Source organism: Xanthocytophaga agilis (genome assembly GCF_030068605.1).
Classification (GTDB): domain Bacteria; phylum Bacteroidota; class Bacteroidia; order Cytophagales; family 172606-1; genus Xanthocytophaga; species Xanthocytophaga agilis.
In genome coordinates this window covers 53,774-73,261 of sequence record NZ_JASJOU010000015.1, presented here as the reverse complement: position 1 = coordinate 73,261, position 19,488 = coordinate 53,774, and the positions used below count along the sequence as shown (strand labels likewise).

At 41.1% G+C, this 19,488-nt stretch carries 10 protein-coding genes; 7 read left to right on the top strand and 3 right to left on the bottom strand.

Annotated elements, in window-relative coordinates:
* Window positions 1-27 precede the first annotated feature (27 nt).
* Window positions 28-414, top strand: a complete 387-nt coding sequence (locus QNI22_RS31250) for a DUF6876 family protein (protein WP_314517057.1) — start codon at window positions 28-30, stop codon at window positions 412-414.
* 35 nt (window positions 415-449) lie between these two features.
* On the opposite strand, the gene QNI22_RS31245 is transcribed toward QNI22_RS31250, so the two are convergent.
* The 3 genes from QNI22_RS31245 to QNI22_RS31235 are packed head-to-tail and all read right to left on the bottom strand — an operon-like array spanning window position 450 to window position 3,852.
* On the bottom strand, window positions 450-1,067 hold the full coding sequence (locus tag QNI22_RS31245; RefSeq protein ID WP_314517055.1) for a hypothetical protein: 618 nt from the start codon (window positions 1,065-1,067) through the stop codon (window positions 450-452).
* A 35-nt stretch (window positions 1,068-1,102) separates the two neighbouring features.
* A complete protein-coding gene (locus QNI22_RS31240) occupies window positions 1,103-2,158 on the bottom strand; it encodes a T9SS type B sorting domain-containing protein (RefSeq protein WP_314517054.1) in 1,056 nt (351 codons plus the stop codon).
* A 23-nt stretch (window positions 2,159-2,181) separates the two neighbouring features.
* Window positions 2,182-3,852, bottom strand: coding sequence for a leucine-rich repeat domain-containing protein (locus tag QNI22_RS31235; RefSeq protein ID WP_314517053.1), 1,671 nt, complete (start codon window positions 3,850-3,852; stop codon window positions 2,182-2,184).
* Between the two features lie 525 nt (window positions 3,853-4,377).
* On the opposite strand from QNI22_RS31235, the gene QNI22_RS31230 reads away from it, so the two are divergent.
* From QNI22_RS31230 to QNI22_RS31205, 6 genes are all read left to right on the top strand, one after another.
* On the top strand, window positions 4,378-8,055 hold the full coding sequence (locus QNI22_RS31230) for a hypothetical protein (protein WP_314517051.1): 3,678 nt from the start codon (window positions 4,378-4,380) through the stop codon (window positions 8,053-8,055).
* A gap of 136 nt (window positions 8,056-8,191) precedes the next feature.
* Window positions 8,192-9,484, top strand: a complete 1,293-nt coding sequence (locus QNI22_RS31225) for a hypothetical protein (RefSeq protein ID WP_314517048.1) — start codon at window positions 8,192-8,194, stop codon at window positions 9,482-9,484.
* A gap of 75 nt (window positions 9,485-9,559) precedes the next feature.
* Complete coding sequence (locus tag QNI22_RS31220; protein WP_314517045.1) at window positions 9,560-12,025, top strand: LamG domain-containing protein; 2,466 nt, start codon at window positions 9,560-9,562, stop codon at window positions 12,023-12,025.
* 77 nt (window positions 12,026-12,102) lie between these two features.
* Window positions 12,103-17,772 carry a DUF6443 domain-containing protein gene (locus tag QNI22_RS31215; RefSeq protein WP_314517043.1) on the top strand — a complete coding sequence of 1,890 codons (5,670 nt, stop codon included), beginning with the start codon at window positions 12,103-12,105 and terminating at the stop codon, window positions 17,770-17,772.
* A 9-nt stretch (window positions 17,773-17,781) separates the two neighbouring features.
* The gene (locus QNI22_RS31210) at window positions 17,782-18,384 is read left to right on the top strand and encodes a hypothetical protein (protein ID WP_314517042.1); all 603 of its coding nucleotides are present in this window, start codon (window positions 17,782-17,784) and stop codon (window positions 18,382-18,384) included.
* 222 nt (window positions 18,385-18,606) lie between these two features.
* A complete protein-coding gene (locus tag QNI22_RS31205) occupies window positions 18,607-19,317 on the top strand; it encodes a hypothetical protein (protein ID WP_314517040.1) in 711 nt (236 codons plus the stop codon).
* Window positions 19,318-19,488: the final 171 nt, after the last annotated feature.

Sequence of the window (19,488 nt, the reverse complement as noted above, 5' to 3'; positions counted from 1 at the left end):
TAGGCCTCACCAAAATCTTTTATTTCTATGAATGCTTCTTCTAACGGCTCTTCGAATCGTATCCCGAACTTAAACCAACAGCTGGCTCACTTTACAGGCAGCGAATCGTATTACCGCCATATGCTCTCTCGCCTCTACTATACGGAAGGAGTACAATACATGGCTGAACACTATAGATGCTACTGGCTAGTGGACAAAATCCTGATTGAGGCAGCGCTCAATAAGAATCTGCTTAAAGAAGACTTTCAGGTTTGGAAACTTACATGGCTCAGAGAAGACGTTTTTGAGCTGCATTGTTCAGACGGCAATGACAGGGAATTGTTTAAAGAGATCATTCCCTACTCAGATTTTGTAGCAGATTATCTCACATTGTGGTTTTCAGATGGAGTGCTGCTGCTGCCTTCTGAATATTAATCTAAATAGAGGTAGGTGTGACAACCTACCTCTATTTATTTCGTCTTTCCACCTAAACCAGCTCCTAAGCGGAATATCCAGGGAGAATTATACAATTGTTTATTGAAAGCATTGTTATTGTAAGTAAAGTTGTATAGCACTGTGATTTGAAAAAACGATTTTCCACCCATATTCATGTTTAACGAAATCCCTGCCAGTGGATTGACTACCCAATCACGTTTTTTGTCTTCCCTGTCATCATAATAAGGATAATTCAACGCTTCGGTCTCGGCCTGTAAAAACAATGGCTTATAGAGCCTTCTGGCTACAAATACTCTGCCTCCATACACATGCATCGGACCCGGTTTGCTACTACTGGGTTTGCTGGTAACCGCTGGGGAAACCAACCCTTCGTTGTTGTAAATATAGGTAGGTCCCAAGCCTGCCACCAAGTTATCTGTAAACTTATAACCTAGTAGGGGAGATGCATTGATTAGTAGCGGTTTAATCTGAAAGCTGACATTGCCCGCAAATACCCATGGACTGTTTTTTGACTTTTTCTTTTGGGGCTTTTCTTTTCGTGGCGTGTAAAGCGAATCGGAAGCAGACTGAGCGAAACTTTTCTGAACAAGAACAGACATAAGTATGAGCAGTCCGAATAAATAGGTTTTCATACGTTTTTCATCGACAATGATTTTCTACAATAGTTTTAGCGTAACACTTCTACCCAACCAAGTTTGGGTTTAAATCCAGCTTTTTCCAGGCGGTAATAATACATACCTGATGAAAGACCTTCTGCTGTCCAGTCCTGTTGATAATTAGTACTTTGATAGACAATTTCTCCCCATCGGTTACAGACTTGCAGATTCCATCCTTCCCGTTTGAATCCCCGAAAAGCAAATATTTCATTTCGTCCATCTGCATTGGGGGTAAATACATTGGGAATAAAAAATACCGACTCACATTCTTTGTCTTTTACCAGCATGGTATCTCTGTAAATCACACATCCATTACTGGCAGTCAGATAGTATTTTCCTGTTTTTTGAATCCAGAGATTCTGCTCGTTGGAGAGTAATTCTCCCTGCTCATCCTGCCATTGCCAGTGAGTCATTGATTCTGGCAAAGAAGAGGCCGCTGTTACGAAAAGCGAATCATCTACACAGACAGTAAGTGATTCGGGAAGAAAGTCTGCTTTTTCTACACTCTGGATATGATCTATCAGCAGACGACCCAGATAGGGTTTACTTTCTGTGAAATAAATCTCAAAGATGAGTAAGGGTTGTGCCTGATGCGATGTAAAAGAGACCTGATATGTTTTCCAGTTGTAATGATCAATTCTCGGAGAAACCCATAAAAGTTCCTTTCTGTCACAAGATTCATTGCCACTCCATACCCTCAGGCAGGCAGGGCGGTGATCCCCATCTGCATCTGTAAACGTAGCAGAAAAAGCCAGATCCAGCCGAAAGCAATAGGAATTGCCTTGTTGAAGAAAGACTTTTTGTGAAATAGCTTCATAGGTATTATTACTCCGGCAAACCATGCTTACATAACTTTTACCATCTGAAGGAGGGGTAACCACGCCAAAATAACCTGGTTGTGTGTCAGGAGTGCTTCCTTCTCCACAAATATCCCAGCCTGGCGGAGGAATATTTATTTGAACATACCCTTCCATACTGGGATTGGAGAACACAATAGGTGTTTGTGCTACGGCTGATATACTCAGCAATAGCAATAAGAAAAGCTGATAAAAAAAAGTGATTCTCACTACGAATAGAGATGTTTATGCTTTTACAATCCAGGCAGGGAAACCACTTTGGTTTTCATCAGGCTCATTCGGAGCTTATCCAGTTCAGTTCGTGACAGATACTGAGTAGGCAGCTTCAGATCATGCAAACTGCTTAGTCCATTAATCTGTTCAGGTAACGAAGTAATTTTATTCGACCAGACATCGAGTGATTCTAATTTCTCGAGTCCTCCAATGGAAGAAGGTAGGCTTGATAACTGATTGGCTGACAAATCCAACGCAGAAAGGTTTTTCAGCTTACCGATTGATTCAGGCAAACTAGAGAGTTTTCCTCCAGCCAGATTCAGCTCTTTCAGGTTAGTTAGTTCTCCTATCGAAGATGGAAGCTCTATCAGCGGATTTTCATTCAATGAAAGAGACTCCAGTCCTTTCAGTCCATCCAGCGAAGGCAGGGTTTGCAAGGCATTCTGAGACAGATTCATTGACTGCAATTTTTCGAGTTTGCTGATGGATTCGGGAAGTGATGTGAGCTTATTTCCAAACAGATTCAACTTTTCCAGTTTGGAAATATCTCCCAGAGAAGAGGGCAGTTTTTCGAGCTTATTTCCCATCAGATTCAACTGTTGTAGATTACCCAGTTTTCCAATCGATTCGGGCAGAGACGTTAACTGGTTGCCTGTCAGATTCAGCGATTTTAATGAGGACAAATTACCTAACTCAGAAGGGAGCGAAGAAATCCGATTCTGCAAAGCTGTCAGCGATTCAAGTTTAGACAGATTACCCAGTTCTGTTGGCAGTTTTTCGAGTGGATTGAGTGAGAGATTCAGGCTTTGCAGGTTGGGCAGCTTTCCAATCGAAGCAGGCAATTCCTTAATCGAATTATTAACCAGCGACAAATCCTGCAGTTTGGTTAACTGAGTAATTTGATCGGGTAGTGTAGTGAGTGCTCCATTGTCTACTGAAAGTGATTGCAGATTTTTCAGACTACCAATCGATTCAGGTAGCTGAGTCACTTTGCTCAACGCTAGTTTATACACCTGATCCGGATGTGCCAGTGCTTCTTGTAGTGATTGGAAGGTTTTGGTCATAGCCAGTTCGTCCTTGGAAAGAAGACGATTCAGTTCTGCATTGCCCCGAATCTGGAGACTTTTCAGATTAGGCAACGAGTCAATTTTTTCAGGTAGAGAAGTCAGTTTATTATGAGTCAGAGAAAGGAATTGTAGTTGTTTGAGCTGAGTAATCGATTCTGGCAGGGAAGACAGTTGATTGGAGTCTGCTTTGAGTACTTGTAGTTGTTTGAGATTACCAATCTGAGACGGAAGTGTTTTTAGATGAGAGCCGGTCAGATCCAATACTTTCAAATTAGGAAATGACCCAATTGAAGAAGGTAACGAATCCAGATTAGCTAGTTTAAGTTTATAAACTTTTTTAGGATTCTTGAGTGCCTCCTGCAAAGAAGTATATATTGGAGATTTGATGAAGGTAAGTGAGTCTGTTTTGCTCGATTTAGCAGACGTACTTTTTGCTGATGCTACCTTTCCCGGCTTTGTCTGTGTTTTAGTTTGCTGTGCAGAAACTTCGATTAGTCCACCTAAAAGAAACAGGAAGAGACATAGAGACTGAACAATGGAATTTCTTCTTACCTCTGAGAATATTTTTTTCTTCTCTGAGATTGTGGCTGCTGAAAAGATGGACGAGAATAAAGATAAAATCATATGAATTTATATTTTGTTACTAATTAGCGTTTTATAACTGATAAATATGGATTTTATGAATTTTTTCTACTTAAAGTGTTTCAAATCAGCCGATTGTGTGAAAAAAATACTAAAATTGGTAATGTAAGGAATTTATGCTTGTTAAGCTATATATACTAACCAATGCCCCCAATGATAGGAATAGGTATATATGTTTTCAAATAAAGCAAAAGGTAAACATTTCCTAGAAAAAACTTTTGATTTTAAGCTTAAAATAGGATTTTATCAGGGAGAAAATATTTTCTTCTTTTTTGATAAAATCTATGTTTACCTTTTTTATTTTCTGTAATTAAACCTTCCAGAGAGATATCAAGCTTATGTTTACATGTACTTTGCATTAGATAAATTCAATTCTTAATAACCTATTGAAAGAAAGATTTTGCCATGGTTAAGTGCTTGATGTACATAGCTTTGCCTTGCTGTTTCATTTGTAAAATTCCTGTCTGTCTGTTTTAATTTGTTACCTGTATAGTTCTACCACTTACTATGATTAAGATTTTACTCTTATCTCCACTAATCCGTCACAGGAAATGGGGATTGCTTTTTTTGGCCTTACTAACGACAATTTTAGTCCAAGCTCAAGATTGGCAGCCAAAGGTTGTACCTCCCTCACCTAATGCAGCTTCGCTGGGTGTATTTGGCAATGTACCTGTTTCTCTTTACACTGGTTTACCCAATGTGACTATTCCCATCTACACGATTCAGTATCGGGATATTACACTTCCCATATCTTTATCCTATCATGCTCAGGGAGTAAAAGTAGACCAGGAAGCAAGTTTAGTAGGTCTAAATTGGGCGTTGATGGCTGGTGGGACCATTACACGGACTATTCGAGGGTATGATGATATACTACAGGAAAATACACGTGTGGGATACCCTTCTCTGACAGAGGCTTTTATGACTCAGCAGGGATGGGATTTTCCTCAAGAGGATGATCCTGGTACTGAGTATCATAATCAGAATGTTGCTGATTATGAGCCTGATATATTTTATTACAACATAGGAGGACAAAGCGGTAAATTTATATTGGATAAAGTTTCTTCTACCCCTGCCGGTCAAAAGATCATTATGAAAGGGATTCCGTTGGATGCTCAGAAAATATCGATTACCTATTATTCCAACTCAACGCCTACAGTTCCTACCAACTTACCTGGTTACTGGGAAATCATTACAGCAGATGGAATGAAATATCACTTTGAAACGAAAGAATTCACCTTTACTCGGAGAAGTATTGGCGAATGGCCGACTCTGGCAGCAGCAGACAATAAGTGTATCGAAAATATATCTAATGGAGAAGAGCCTGGTAGTAATGGCTCGACGTTTGCATTACAGGATTACAATAACGACTATGTCAACTCCGCTATCAATTGCAAACAGGTTGGTGCCTGGCAACTGGATCAAATTACTTCTCCCTCCGGTACAACAGTGGATTTTGTCTATGATATGACGACCAACTATGCTTCTTTATCTCCTCTAATGCGCAATGAAAAAAGCAGTGGAGCTTGGTATTCTGTAAGCGGAGCAGGTACTAGTGTGTCCACCTCACAATTAATAACAAAAGAACGATTGTTGAAAGAAATTCATTTTGGCGATGGAAAAGTAGAATTTATTACTGAAAACAGAACGGATATAGGCTATCTGGGCACATTTACTACTCCTAGTGGATATACCTTCACCCCAGCGGTTCCCCAGCGGCTCAAGCAAATTAAGATTACTGCGACCAATCGAACACTGAATGCCGCCAATGCAGTATTCAATAAAATGTTTGAACTGAAATATGGCTATTTTAATCAGGGAAAAACACAAGAATATCAACGATTGAAATTAACGGAAGTGATTGAAAATACAGAAAAAAGACATCAGTTCTTTTATGATGAACGAAAGTCTCTTCCTTCCAAAAATAGTTTTGATAAGGACCACTGGGGATATTACAATGGTGAGTGGAACAATGCCATCGTAACAGGAACACAAATTCCTCTAATGCGTTATCAACCTTCTGGCTCAACTGCTGTTACCATTCTGAACTCTTCAGACGAAGGGCAGGATGTATTTTGTATCCGGACTCCAGATTATGGAAGTACTGGAAGCGATGGAAAAAAAGATTATCCTTATATGAAGGCTGGTATTTTAACTAAAATAATCTATCCTACAGGAGGATTCACCAGTTTTGAATTTGAACCTAATACTTATGAACTGCGTCCAGAATTAGTCAATGAAAGCGATGACAGTTATGAGATGAGAATCATTACAGCAGGGAATGTAGACAAATTCGATGCTAGTGGAAATTTACTTCCCACTACAATGTCAGACATATTCGAGGTCTCTCAAACTACGAATGTAAAGTTCTCTGTGACCAATGGATCTTTTGTTTTTCTTAAAGCCTATGCACGCCCAAGTGATATGATTGCCATTTATCCTGTTAACTCTGATGGAACGTTAGGACCTACTCCTGTGTATACCAGTTCAGGAACAGGTTGTCTGGGGCAGGTGCAGAATCCGGGACAAAGCAATCCCTACGACTGTTCGAGTGAAACATTTACTTCGCCTGGATACGACTTTACTATGTACCCAGGTCGATACAGAATCGTATTTAAAAACATCTTTGTTCGTACTCCCTTATATGAGAATCCTAAGACAGGGATTGAGGTGCTTAATATATCTTTTAAGATTTTGTTTCCAAACTTTAGTACAGCAACCGCCCGAATCGGAGGTGGACTTCGCATTAGACAAACAATCGATTCAGATGGAATCAATCTTTCCAAGGATATTGTGCGTACTTACAACTATAATTATACAGATGGTATAGAGAAAAGCAGCGGAAAACTAATGTCCAATGTGATTAAGTACCTTTTTCCTGTAGATTACTTTGATGAAAATAATTTATCTTATAAAGGATATCTGATACGTTCGTCCTCAACCTATCCTTTAAGTTCTACTGCACAGGGTAGTAGTGTAGGATATAGTAAGGTTTCTGTTAGCACAGGACAGAACGATGATGCAGGGCGAGAGGTATACTATTACTATAATGAACCAGATTTGATCCGTTATCCGACGGCTAAAAATAAGTGTATTTATATTCCTGACTTTCCAGTGAATGAAGATAAAAACATGAATGGATTTTTACAGGAGAAAAACATTTATGAGAAAAAAGACAATCAGTTACGTTTGATTCAGAAAGAGGAATCCAGTTTTAACACTGTCGTATTACAATCGGTAAAGTCCTATCGTTTCTGGGGGACATGGAAGTCGTACACGATGACCTTTCGCTGGCAGAATAATACTACCCAAACTCAAACTGCGGTTTCCTATGATGCCCAGGGAACTGCCCATCCGGTGGTTTCTGTAAGCCGAAGTTTTTCAGACAACCCGTCACACTATTTGCCTACACGTAGTGAAACAACTGGCAGTGATGGCAAAATACTAGTTAGCATTACTACCTATCCGGAAGATTATCCAGCAGGTACTCCTTTCATTGATGCGATGAAAACCCGTTTCCTGCATGCCTTGCCAATCGAAACTGTAAGCTATCAGGTCAATGCAGACAATACCACCAGCATTCTTTCCGGACAGATCACTACCTATCAGACAACCTGCTCAATTTGCAAAGATCAGACCTTTCTACTTGAGACTGCTTCGCCAGTTGCATTGGCTAACTTTAAGTTTTCTAATCGGGCAGTGGGACAATTACCGTTTGGCAACACTACTGCCACAGGCTTTGCTATTGACAACCGCTATCAGAGCCGTATCAGTTATAGTTATGATTCATTTGCCAATATCCGTCAGCTAAGCAAACCCTCTGATATTCCTTTGATTTATCTGTGGGGCTATGGCCATCAGTATCCGGTAGCTGAGATTAAAAATGCTACCTATCAGCAGGTGCTTGATGCGATAGGCGGACAAAGTGTGGTGGATGCCATTGCCCAGAGTCCTACAATAGATGATTACCTGGATGATTTGGCCAAGCTTCGTACCATTCCCAAAGCGATGGTAAGCACCTATACGTATTTGCCACTGATAGGAGTAAAGACAGTCAGTGGAGTAGATGGCAAAACACTCACCTATGAGTATGATTCGCTGCAACGGTTGCGTGTAATCCGAGATCAGAAAGGTTACATTGTCAAGCAGTATCGCTATCATTATCAGGGACAACCTGCACTCGAGTAAACACTAAAATATATCCTGTGTGAAGTATTTTCTTGTCTGTCATTCAGATCAGAGGATAACTTTACTGTCTGCTGGTAAGAGAAATACGATACCTGATTCATTTAATCTGTAACCATTCTGCTTTTAATTGCTTATTATGAAATATTGTCTTTATCTGTTTGTTTTCTTCTGGTCGATAGCCTTGTCTGCCAGCTCATATAGGACAAGGCTGGTTTATTTACCATCAGATACACTTACATCCAATAGCCCATCCATAAAAAAAATAGAGATAAATCTACGTACACAAGGCGGATTACAGGTAGTAGGCAGTTCCCAAATCAAAGCTGCCATGCGTTTGGCTTCTCAGTCAGCTAATCTGACTGCTACACAAGCTAATACTCTAGGTCAGGATCAAACTACATCTGTATTTGTAGCTAATACTACATCTGACAAAAAGTTGGATACCCTTGTTAACCGCCTGGAGGCGACTGATGGGATACATATTTTTTCCAAATACTCTGAGATTTCTCATCAGAAGCTACAGCTCGCTTTTCCTACAAATCATTCGCTGTCTTTTCAACTGGAGAAAGGAGATATTGAGCTTTCGGATTTGTCTGCTTTTCTGGAAGGAGATTTACAACAGGGAAATGCCATGCTGACCCGACTGAAAGGAAATCTGCGTATGCAGCTTGGACAAGGCAATGTCATGCTTTCCGATTCAGAACTGGAAGGAGCTATCAGTGTGCAGAAAGGTAATCTGACATTACAAAATCTGAAAGGGAACCTGGCTGCTTTTACCCAGGATGGAACCATAACCAGGCGCTATAGTTCAGCTTATTTTACTTCCAATCAAACGCCGCTTTCCTTGCAAAGCAATAATCAGATCGTAGAAATCGAAACCTTGCCCTATGGTGGTAATCTGTTTATTGCCAATGGGTCAGTCAAAATCGAAAAAACAACCAAGGAGTTGACACTGGGTCTGGATCATTCCCCTACTCAGATTCTTTCCGCAGAAGGAGCTATTACCCTCACCAGTCAGCAATCCGATGTGTCACTGCAACTAAGTGCTAGCGGAGCAAAAAGCACGGATCCAGTGGATATTCGGGTAGAGAGTGCCAATCTCACACTGGCTATTCCGGCTAGCTTTCAAGGTAAGTTAGTGATCATTCAACAGGAAGACCTTTCTGCACCTAGCACAGAGATAGTGCCTGCTGTCTATAAGGTGGAGAATGGATTTGCCCCTGTTGAGAATCTGACAGCAGATACCCGCTTATATCCCAATGGATTACCGCTTGAGCAGCAGATATGGGCTGGAAAAGCCCGCCCTCAAACCGATCAGGAAGGAAGATTCATCGGCTTTAACACCTACTCAGAGCAACAGATTGGCGCTGGAAATAAGCTCATTCGTCTATGGGTGCACAATGGGAATCTGACTATTCGTAAGATCTGAGAAGGATAGTTAACTCACTCTTTTCTTGAAAATGGTAGTACCTTCTCACCTATCCGGACTTTAATCAACACATGTATGCAACACACAGTTTATATACGATTCTTTCTCAAACAAATCATAAAACAACGTATTCAAGGTGTATTGATACAACCCGTACCAGGCGTTGTTTTAGTACTACTGCTTTTGTTCAGCCAAAGAGTACAGGCACAGACTGCTCCTCCAACCGATGGGCTGGTGATGCACTGGGCACTGGAAGATGGGGCTTCTACCACGTTAGCCGATGGATCAGGCAATAACAATACAGGAACCTTATCGGGAACAGTAAGTTCTACTACTGCAGGTCGGGTAGGCTCGTGTCTGGAAGCTGCGAGCCGAACAGGTTGGACGGCTGTGACTTCGGCTACTGGAGGGCTTAACTGGAAACCAACCAACTTTACGGTTTCCTTCTGGATTGCTCCCTATTCATTTGGAACCACAGTGTCCCAATTAGGATCACGAGTAGGATGGGGAGGATTTATTTTTTATATGGATAATTATGGTGGGATGTATGTAGGAACCGATCAGAATACCTGTATCAGTCCCTACAATACCTCAGGCGTTTCTAATGTCCAGTTTGGTACGTATCAATGGTATCACATGGTTTTTACCTTTACCGCTGGGAGTAGTGGCAGTACTACCGGAACAGGCAGAGTCTACAAAAATGGAGTGTTACTCGGATCCAAAGCCATGACTAATCCCGTTACCTGGGGTGGATTTTATATGAGTAGTGCCACGGCTGCCAATGCCACCCATGGAAAAATAGATGAGGTGCGTATTTATAACCGTGCACTTACTGACACAGAAGTATTTAACCTGGCTGCTTACCCGCATGGACCGGCTACAGCTGTCTGGAAAAGCACCCCTGTTTCCACTGACTGGAGCACTGCTTCCAACTGGCAGGGAGAACTGGCACCTACCTCAGTAAGTAATATAGTGATTAACAGTTGTACCACCTGTCCTGTGTTACCCGCTGCTACCACAGTGAGTAACTTTGCTATTAATACAGGGGGTAAACTGGATCTAAATGGACAAACCCTGACAGCTGCTACTACTACCTGGACCTCAGCTACCATTCAAAGTAATGGAGGAACCATCATCACACCCTATCCTAGCTGGACAAACTGTACTTTCTTCGGGGCTTTGAGCCATATCATGCGCCAGAAAAATGATGCGGCTAGTTCTCCTACAGGTAATACATTCAAAGGTCCTGTGGTGGTCACGTTTGAATCAGGGGGTGGAGCTTATCGTCCCGGATGGAATACCTATGAAGATACCTATAAGTTTGTCAGCAAATCGGGTAGCTATCACTGGCCACAGGGAGAATTTAAAGAGTATGCTGAAATCCGCAATGAAGGGGGATCAACGAATGTGTCAGCGTCTAATTTCCGCAAAGAAGCGCTGATGTATAATTCTTCAGCCAGTCAGTTAAACCTTGGTACTTCTGCCAGTTCGGTGATAAACTTTTATGGACCAGTGACTTTTACCAACCAGTGGGATCCGACCAACTGGCAAGCCTGGATTACAGTCGGAACAGCAGGAAACGTTATTTTCTATGACAAAGTTACCTACAATTGTAGTGGAGGAAGACTTGAGTTTGGAACGACCAGTGGAGTGGGAAAAGTACTATTTAAATCGACCGCTTCTATGGAAAAAGGGACAAGTGGATATGTGAGCGGGCTACTGAATTTTTATAATGTGACTGTAGAGCAAGGAACAGGACCAATGACCATTGCTCAGAATCAACCGGCTGTGGCCTCTGCAAGTATTAGCATTGCCAGTTCAACTTTCAATCGGGAGGTTAGTTTCAAATCCATGGATGTCAATATCAGTGGAAGTGTTTTCGCAGAAAAAGCCACTTTTGAGAAAACAGCAGGAAACTTAGTGAATGGAGGCATCAGTGAGGGACGTAACAGATTTGAAGGAGATACCTATTTTATTAATTCGTCTGCTTCGGGTCAGATGATTCTGGGTCGCAGCAATCCGGATATTTTCAATGGTAAACTGTTTATCACCCATGGAGGCAGCAGTGTGTTTGGGATTGGGTATCAGGCGGCAGGTACCCAGTTAAATAATGACGTAACACTAACCACTTCCGCAGGCACAACCGGGTATATTGAGTTTGGTGGCAATGGAGGAACTACGCTGCTGAAAGATGGATTTAAGCTAAAAACTGTCACTTTCCCTGCTGGAGAACTGCGTCTGAAAGGTTTTACTCAACTCGGGTCTGATAATGAACAAACACTAAGTTTAACAGGCAGTGCAGGGCTGGTTTTTGGTGCAGGTACTATCTTCACTAGTGTTCTCACTGCTACAGCCCCCAGGTTGTATCTGAATGGAAGCACCTTTAAGAAGGCTTCTACTTTCACCAAAACTGGCACAGGCGATAATGTGAGTCTTGGGGGCAATGTGTTCAATGACAAGGTACTGATCCGTAACCGGGCTTCTTCAGGAACTATTCAGATGGCTACTCAGGTCCAAGATCAAACTGTAAAAAGTCAGTAGGTCTCAGATAGATCTTTTGATAGACAGCCTGTCTGATTCTTATCCTTACCACCTTATTGACTCACTATTGTTATTTTATGTTATCTTCTATACAAATTACGAAACAAACACTCTTTTTTCGAAAGTATTACCAGCTAGGTAGACTCCCGATAGGTATACTTCTGCTGGTCTTGTTCTGGAGTAGCTTAGTGGGGAATGGATGGGCTACCTATGCCCAGAGTGTGCCCAAGGAATTGAACCTGAACTCGTATCAGTCTCCTGCCCGTGCCAGTGAGAAAATTACCCTTTATCCCGGTGCAGGCACTGCTGGAGTAGTGATCCCAGCAGGCTTGGATCTGGATATGCAGATTGTCGCTCCTGTCAGTGGGGAAGTACCTGCATCTGAAAATGCAATTATTACCACAGTGGCCAATCAGGTCATTTCAGTAGGAGAGTGTGCTTCGCTTTCTGCCACAGCTAGCTCTACTGCTGGTAATGCTCTGCTGTTTGATGGAGTCAATGACTTTGTACAGGTAGGCACTGTCGCTGCCCTCAAGTTTACTACTACTGCTAGCTTTGAAGCCTGGATTTATCCTACAGGAGCAGGCAGTCATGCAACCGCTGGAGGAGTTATTCTTTCTAAAGAAGGCGAATATCTGTTGGCCCGTTTTCCCAATGGAACCATTCAATGTGCCTTTGCCAACACCACTCCGGGTTGGGGCTGGATAAACACAGGTGTAGTGGCTCCCTTAAACACCTGGTCGCATGTGGCAGTTAGTTATCAGAATGGAGTAGTGAAGACCTATCTGAATGGAACCCTTGCCAATACCTATACAGGAACAGGGGTGATTGGGGATGCAGCTACCACCCAGAATGATTTTCGCATAGGAGGCAGACAAGGTACGTCTCAGTATTTTGCCGGACAGATAGATGAAGTCAAAGTATGGAGTGTGGAAAGGAGTGAAACAGATATCAAGTCTGGTTTTCAGCAGAAAACAGATCCTGCCAGTGCCAATCTGGTAGGGTATTGGTCGATGGACAATTCCGATCTGAGTGCTCAGGTTCCCAATCAAGTGACCAATGGTGCGGCAGGGACTCTTTTCAATGGAGCCGCCAGAGTTTCCTCCACAGTCAGTTTGCAGGCTACCTCTTCCGCTATAGTCTGGACACGAGAAGGAAGCTCAACAGCTCTACCTATGCAACCTGATGGAACTATCAAGTTGTGTGCAACAAATGATGCTCCTGCTGAAACTAAACTTACTGAGGGTACTCACCGTTTTATCGTATCACTGGCCAATGATAATACTAATAGCAAGATTGTCGAAACAGTCACGATTACTGTGAAGGGAGCTTTACCCGCTGTAGGATTGCCAGCCGAAACCGATCGTAACTTTGTGGTGGAAAATACTGTTTTCAAAGAAGCACAAACTACTGAAGCGAGTCTGAAAACACTTCCGGTGGGCCAGATTGGTCAGAAGATTACCTATGTAGATGGACTGGGTAGATCTTTACAATCGGTGGTAGTGCAGGGGGCTCCTGAGATCGATGGAAAACGAAACGATATAGTCTCATTTGTAGAATATGATCCATTTGGACGACAACCCAAAAGCTATCTATCCTATACCGCTGATTTAGTTAATACAGCCAATGCACAACTACATTTCAGAAGTAATCCGTTGCCTGAACAGGAAGCTTTCTATTCTGCTATTAAACCAGGAGAAGGAGCTGCTTTTTCTGAAACTGTTTTTGACAATTCGCCTTTAAGCAAAACACTGGCTCGTGGGGCAGTGGGCGATGCCTGGCAGATTAAGAATCGTGCCAATCTGGATGATCCGATTAATCAGATTACCCGTGGGAGCCAGAGAACCAATCTACCAGGAGAAGTTCGCCGCTGGACATACAACTTTGCAACAGGAGTTGCCTCAAGTGTGAATGGAAGTAGTGGCTTTTATGACCCGTCTACCAGTGAAGGATTATTGATAGTGGTTGAAGGGACTAGTGAAAGTGAGCGAAAAGTATTCGAATACATTAACAGAGACGGACAAACTATCTGCAAGCGGGTACAGGAAAAAGAAACTCAGAATCTGGCCAGTCTGGAAAACCTGCAGGAAAGTGTAAACTCAGGTTGGGCTACCACTTATTATATTTATGATGATTTTGGTTTACTGCGTTATGTAATTCCACCCAAAGCAACCGATCAGCTTGCGTCTGCAAATTATAGCTTTGACTTTACTGCTGAGTTTACCAAAACCTGGCTGTTTGCCTATGACTATGATGAGCGCCATCGGATGATTCGCAAACGAGTGCCTGGGGGTGGACTTTCCCAAATGGTTTATAACGTGAATGATCAAGTGGTGCTTAGTCAGGATGCTCATCAGGCAGAAGGGTATAAATCAGCTGATGGTGTTAGTCAGATCACCAATGAATGGAATTTTACCAAATATGATGTGTTAGGACGGGTGGTAATCACTGGACGATGGATTGACCAGGCTGCAAGAGATCGTGCTACCTTACAGCAGGTAGTTAACAGTCAGACACAGTTATGGGAAGAACGTAATACAACTATTGCTTCCTCTACCGAAACAGGTTATAGCGCAGTTGCTTTTCCGCAGCCGGGGAACAATGCACAAAACTATATCCCGCTGACTATTAAGTATTATGATGATTATAGTTTTAAGAATTCTTCTGAGTTTGTATACAGTAAACCGGCACCTCTATTTGACAATGCACCGGATATGAATGTGTATGGGAAACCAACGGGAACACGTGTGCGAATGTTGACTACGTCTACTGGCGCAGAATCCACACAATGGCTAGTCAATGTTTCCTACTTTGATGAGTATGGACGGGTAATTCAATCTCATGCACAAAATCACCAGAATGGTGTGGATATTGCCTCAAGCCGCTATGATTTTTCCGGTAAGATGCTTGAATCTTTTGTTCGTCACGAAAATCCGGCTGCTCAGGATCAGGACCGCAAAACGCTTACTGTTCGGGGACGTACTCAGTATGATCATGCAGGTAGAGTACTTGTTTCCTATCAGAAGATTGGAACCGGAGTGGAAGAAAAACTGGCTGTGATGGTCTATAACCAATTGGGTGAAATGACTCAGAAGAAATTGGGCCAATACTCACCTGCCTATGGCAATACTTCTTCCGAGGGCAACGCGTTACAGACAGTAGACTACAAATACAATATCCGGGGCTGGCTCAAAAGTGTAAATGATGCGCTGCTTAGTGGAGATAGTGATGATAAATTTGGCTTTGAACTTTCCTATGAGTCGGCTCAAAGTGGCCAGGCCAGTGGAAATATTGTGTCTCAGAAGTGGATGTCACGCACGGATGGCGTTCAACGAAGTTATACATATTCGTATGATCCCCTGAACCGTCTGATTCAGGCTACCTATGCCAGTGCTGCCAATGCCAATGAAAAGTATGATATTCCATCGATGAGTTATGATAAGAACGGCAATGTTCTTTCTCTGGTACGCAAAGGGATGGTTGCTGGAACAGCCAGTAAAGCCACCCAGTGGGATGTAGTAGATAATCTGGAGTATAGCTACGCAAGTGGTAATCAACTCTCAAAAGTAAGGGATGGAGCGGCTCAGGCTAATCTGGGATTGGCTGGTGACTTTAAGGATGGCGTGACGCTGGACTTCGAATATGAATATGATCAATCCGGAAACCTGACCCGTGATCGCAATAAGGGAATAGAGAGTATTATCTATAATCATCTCAACCAGCCTGTATATATTCTCTTAACCGCAGGGCGCTGGATTCGGTATGTGTATGATGCAGTAGGCATCAAATGCCAGAAGCTAACCAGTGATGGACAGGTGACCGATTATATGGGTGGGTTGATTTATGAGAAAAACCGACTTCAGTTTGTACCTACCGGAGAAGGCCGGGCTTTACCTCCAGAACTGGCAGGAACAGCAGAATTTGCGTATGAGTATCATTACAAAGATCATCAGGGTAATTTGCGACTGGCATTTCGTGAAGCTCCAAGGATAGCTCCTTTTTATGCCACTATGGAAATAGAAAGGGCTCTGTATGAAGAAAGCCAGTTTGAGAATCTGAGTACGACTCGAAATACAAACGATTTAACGCCTCACACCCGAACCGGGAACTACTCGGCTAAGTTGTATTCGACTTCTGCTTCTCATGGCCTGGGACCATGGAAAACGCTCTATGTAAAAAAAGGAGACAAGATTGATGCCGAAGCGTTTGCCTATTATGAACCAGCTGGGGATAATGGAACGCAGAACCCATTGAGTCTCTATATTGGAAATGCTGGGGCAACTCGACAGGCAGGTAGTGAAACCAACAAGAATATTTTCTCTAATTTGCAGATAGGTATTGCTGCCAATGGTCTTCTTACACCAAGAGGAAATACTGTTCCAGTAGGCTATCTTCAGATTCTGGTTTATGATAAAAACTATGTACTGAAGATGAGTAAACTTCGCCAGCTTAGTGAGGTGGCAGAACAAGGTTGGGAGGAATTGCATTTATCCTATGTGGCAGAGCAGGATGGTTATGTACAGATTCTGATTGCCAATGAAAGTGTAAAACCTGTCTGGTTTGATGATATGAAAATCAGTTACTCAAGAGATTTGATTGTACAGGAGAATCATTATGATCCATGGGGATTAAATCTGGCCGGTATTGAAACGCAAGGGAGTCCCAATCATGAGTTTCAGTTTTCAGGCAAGGAAAAAGAAGATGAATTTGGGTTGAATTGGCTTGATCTGGGGGCTAGAATGTATGATGCACAACTGGGCCGTTTTCATACCATCGATCTGTTGGCAGAGAAGATACCTACCATAAATCCATATCAGTATACCTATAACAATCCGGTTATGTTTACCGATCCGACAGGAATGATGAGTGATGACGAATATAATGACTGGGTAGCACAGTTACAAGAAGGAGATCTGGCAGCATTAGAGGCAGATCTTGCGGAAAGAGGGTTTAGAAATTATGCAAAAGGAAATCGTGTTCGTTTCTCTTCTAAACCACCTGTTGCCAAAGTGTATCTTTATAGTCAGGTAGGTGAAGATGGGAAAGTGCTGTATGGAAAAGATATTTTAATAGCAATAAGTTTGTTGGCAGCTGAGATATTTGCTAAGAATGATCTAAACGTTGAATTTATCTATTTATCTCCAGAGGAAGCAGATGCAAAAATGGGAAGCCGATTAGCCAAAAATGAAGCAGCTATCGAAGTCCAAAACGAAAATAAAGGAGATTCAGACGATGGTCATACCAACCTACCTCGTTTTGGTTCAAACCTTACGATTTCTTGGGCATTAGCTCCTGAGTGGTTTCAAAATAAATATGGTTATTTACGTGGTTATAAAGGAGATGATCCTTTAATTCTGCGTACTGATCCCTATCAAGAATTTGGGGAGTCATGGGTTAAATTTCAAAGAATGCCGGGAAATACTAATTTGGATAACTGGTATTATACAGCGTATATAGTTGCCCATGAAGCTTGGCATTCATTCCGAAATCGTGCTGAAGCTGCTACTGAACCTATTAATTTTGTGTATATTGGTGAATATGATCCTACTCATAATAAAAGTTATCATTATTACTTGGAAAGTCTTTATCATTTAAATACATATGACAATTTAAATACTGATGGTAAAAAATTAAGCCATCAACCTGACAAAAAACCAAAGGGCAACAAATTAGATTCTTTAGAGAGAATTGATCAAAAGCAAAAAGAAAGAGTACTTTACTATTTTAGAAACAATAATTATCAATAGACAAATACTATGCAAAAAATATTCATGATTATTGTATCTGCTCTTTGTTTGAGTTGCAACTCAAACAAAGAGCAGATACATCAGTTTCTTTCTACTCGTGGCCATATCTCTATAGCTTTGGAAAATATTCCTGACAACAGATTTGAGAGCATTAAAACTCGACTTAATCAGGATGTATATGAGCATGAAAGTAGCAGATTTGATAAATATGCCTTAATGTATATTCGGAATGATAGTACTATTTCTTTCTTTGTCGATGCAGACTCGTTGATACTATTTTATGATAAATTTGATCTACATCCTGCTGATTCCAATACAAAACCTTTTGAGTTTATGGAATCTTTTTTCACCCCTTCCAAGAGACCAAGTATACATGAAGTGAAGCCTGGTATGACTAGGATGTTTTATTTGCCTTATACTCACCTTTTTAGTAAACATAGAAATCCCAGCATTCCTATCAAGAATATTACTTTATTTTTAGATTATTCATTTCAATCAATGACTACAGAAACAAAAAGGCCAAATGTATTAGAAATGATTCTTAATATAGATTCTGTTGGAAATGCGAGCCTTAAAAAATGCTATACCATTGAACATGTGGATCAGCATTAGGATGATGTCTTTGATCATAAGTTTGTAGTTAAAACTAAAAAAGTATTCTCTAAATAGAAAAACCTCTGTTTATTCAAACAGAGGTTTTTCTATTTAGAGAATACTTAAGTTCAAAATCTGAATTATATAATTATACAAATGTAATAGGTGTTGAAGGATGAAATGAATTAGGGTAATTAGGAGGAACACCCAATAAACGGACAGGTATGAACACGATGGGATATGGAGAAAAGATTGATGAAATACAAAGAGAAAGAGTTCTACGTTATTTTAGATTTCGTAAAAATTAATATAATACTTATGAATAAGCTATTTATCATATCTAAGTTTTTAATAGTGATATTGTTTTTCTCGCTAAGTTGTCAATCTGATAGTGAGAAAAAGCCTTCCTTCATTTCTACTGGAGCAGGATTTTCTGTCTCTCTAGAAAATATTTCTAATAATAGTATGAATGTATTATTGGAAAAACTTAGAGATAAAATGGAAGACACACTACAAATGGGCTATCCTTTTCTGAGATCTTACTTTAATAAGTATGCTTTATTTACCATTCGAAATGATAGTACTCACTCCCTTTTTATTTGGAGTCATGATAGTTTGTTTCTCTATGATGTATCTCTAGTTCATGAACGAAATACTTCCAGGACAGCAAGTTTAGAAATTATGGAACCCTTTACTACACCAGTTAAAAAAAAAGCATCTTTATGTGAAATAAAGCCAAAAACAAGCAAAACGTTTTATCTGCCTTACTGCACAACCTATAAAAGGGTAGGTGGAGAAACTAAAATAGACTTAGATATGATAGCTTTTCGTCGATACTATACATTTTCGCATTCTGACTCAGCAGACTGGCAATCTTTTAACGTAACACTTTTGATAGATTCGTTAAAAAATGCCACTATTGACGGAGTAAGATTATATATAAAAAAATAATGGATACTATAGTTAGCTCTTACATAGCACTCATACTCCTATGCCACATTAAGGCATGGGGTATTTTGTTGCTGTCAAAATAGCGTTGCTATTAAAATAGATAGACATTAGATTGACTCTAATATAGTTAATACTTTTAGCTATATATTGCCAATTTGTTTATAATAAGTG

Coding starts and splice junctions, on each gene's coding strand:
- QNI22_RS31220 (WP_314517045.1), top strand. CDS start 9,560: ATGCAACACACAGTTTATATACGATTCTTTCTCAAACAAATCATAAAA.
- QNI22_RS31230 (WP_314517051.1), top strand. CDS start 4,378: ATGATTAAGATTTTACTCTTATCTCCACTAATCCGTCACAGGAAATGG.
- QNI22_RS31215 (WP_314517043.1), top strand. CDS start 12,103: ATGTTATCTTCTATACAAATTACGAAACAAACACTCTTTTTTCGAAAG.
- QNI22_RS31250 (WP_314517057.1), top strand. CDS start 28: ATGAATGCTTCTTCTAACGGCTCTTCGAATCGTATCCCGAACTTAAAC.
- QNI22_RS31205 (WP_314517040.1), top strand. CDS start 18,607: ATGGAGAAAAGATTGATGAAATACAAAGAGAAAGAGTTCTACGTTATT.
- QNI22_RS31225 (WP_314517048.1), top strand. CDS start 8,192: ATGAAATATTGTCTTTATCTGTTTGTTTTCTTCTGGTCGATAGCCTTG.
- QNI22_RS31210 (WP_314517042.1), top strand. CDS start 17,782: ATGCAAAAAATATTCATGATTATTGTATCTGCTCTTTGTTTGAGTTGC.
- QNI22_RS31235 (WP_314517053.1), bottom strand. CDS start 3,852: ATGATTTTATCTTTATTCTCGTCCATCTTTTCAGCAGCCACAATCTCA.
- QNI22_RS31245 (WP_314517055.1), bottom strand. CDS start 1,067: ATGAAAACCTATTTATTCGGACTGCTCATACTTATGTCTGTTCTTGTT.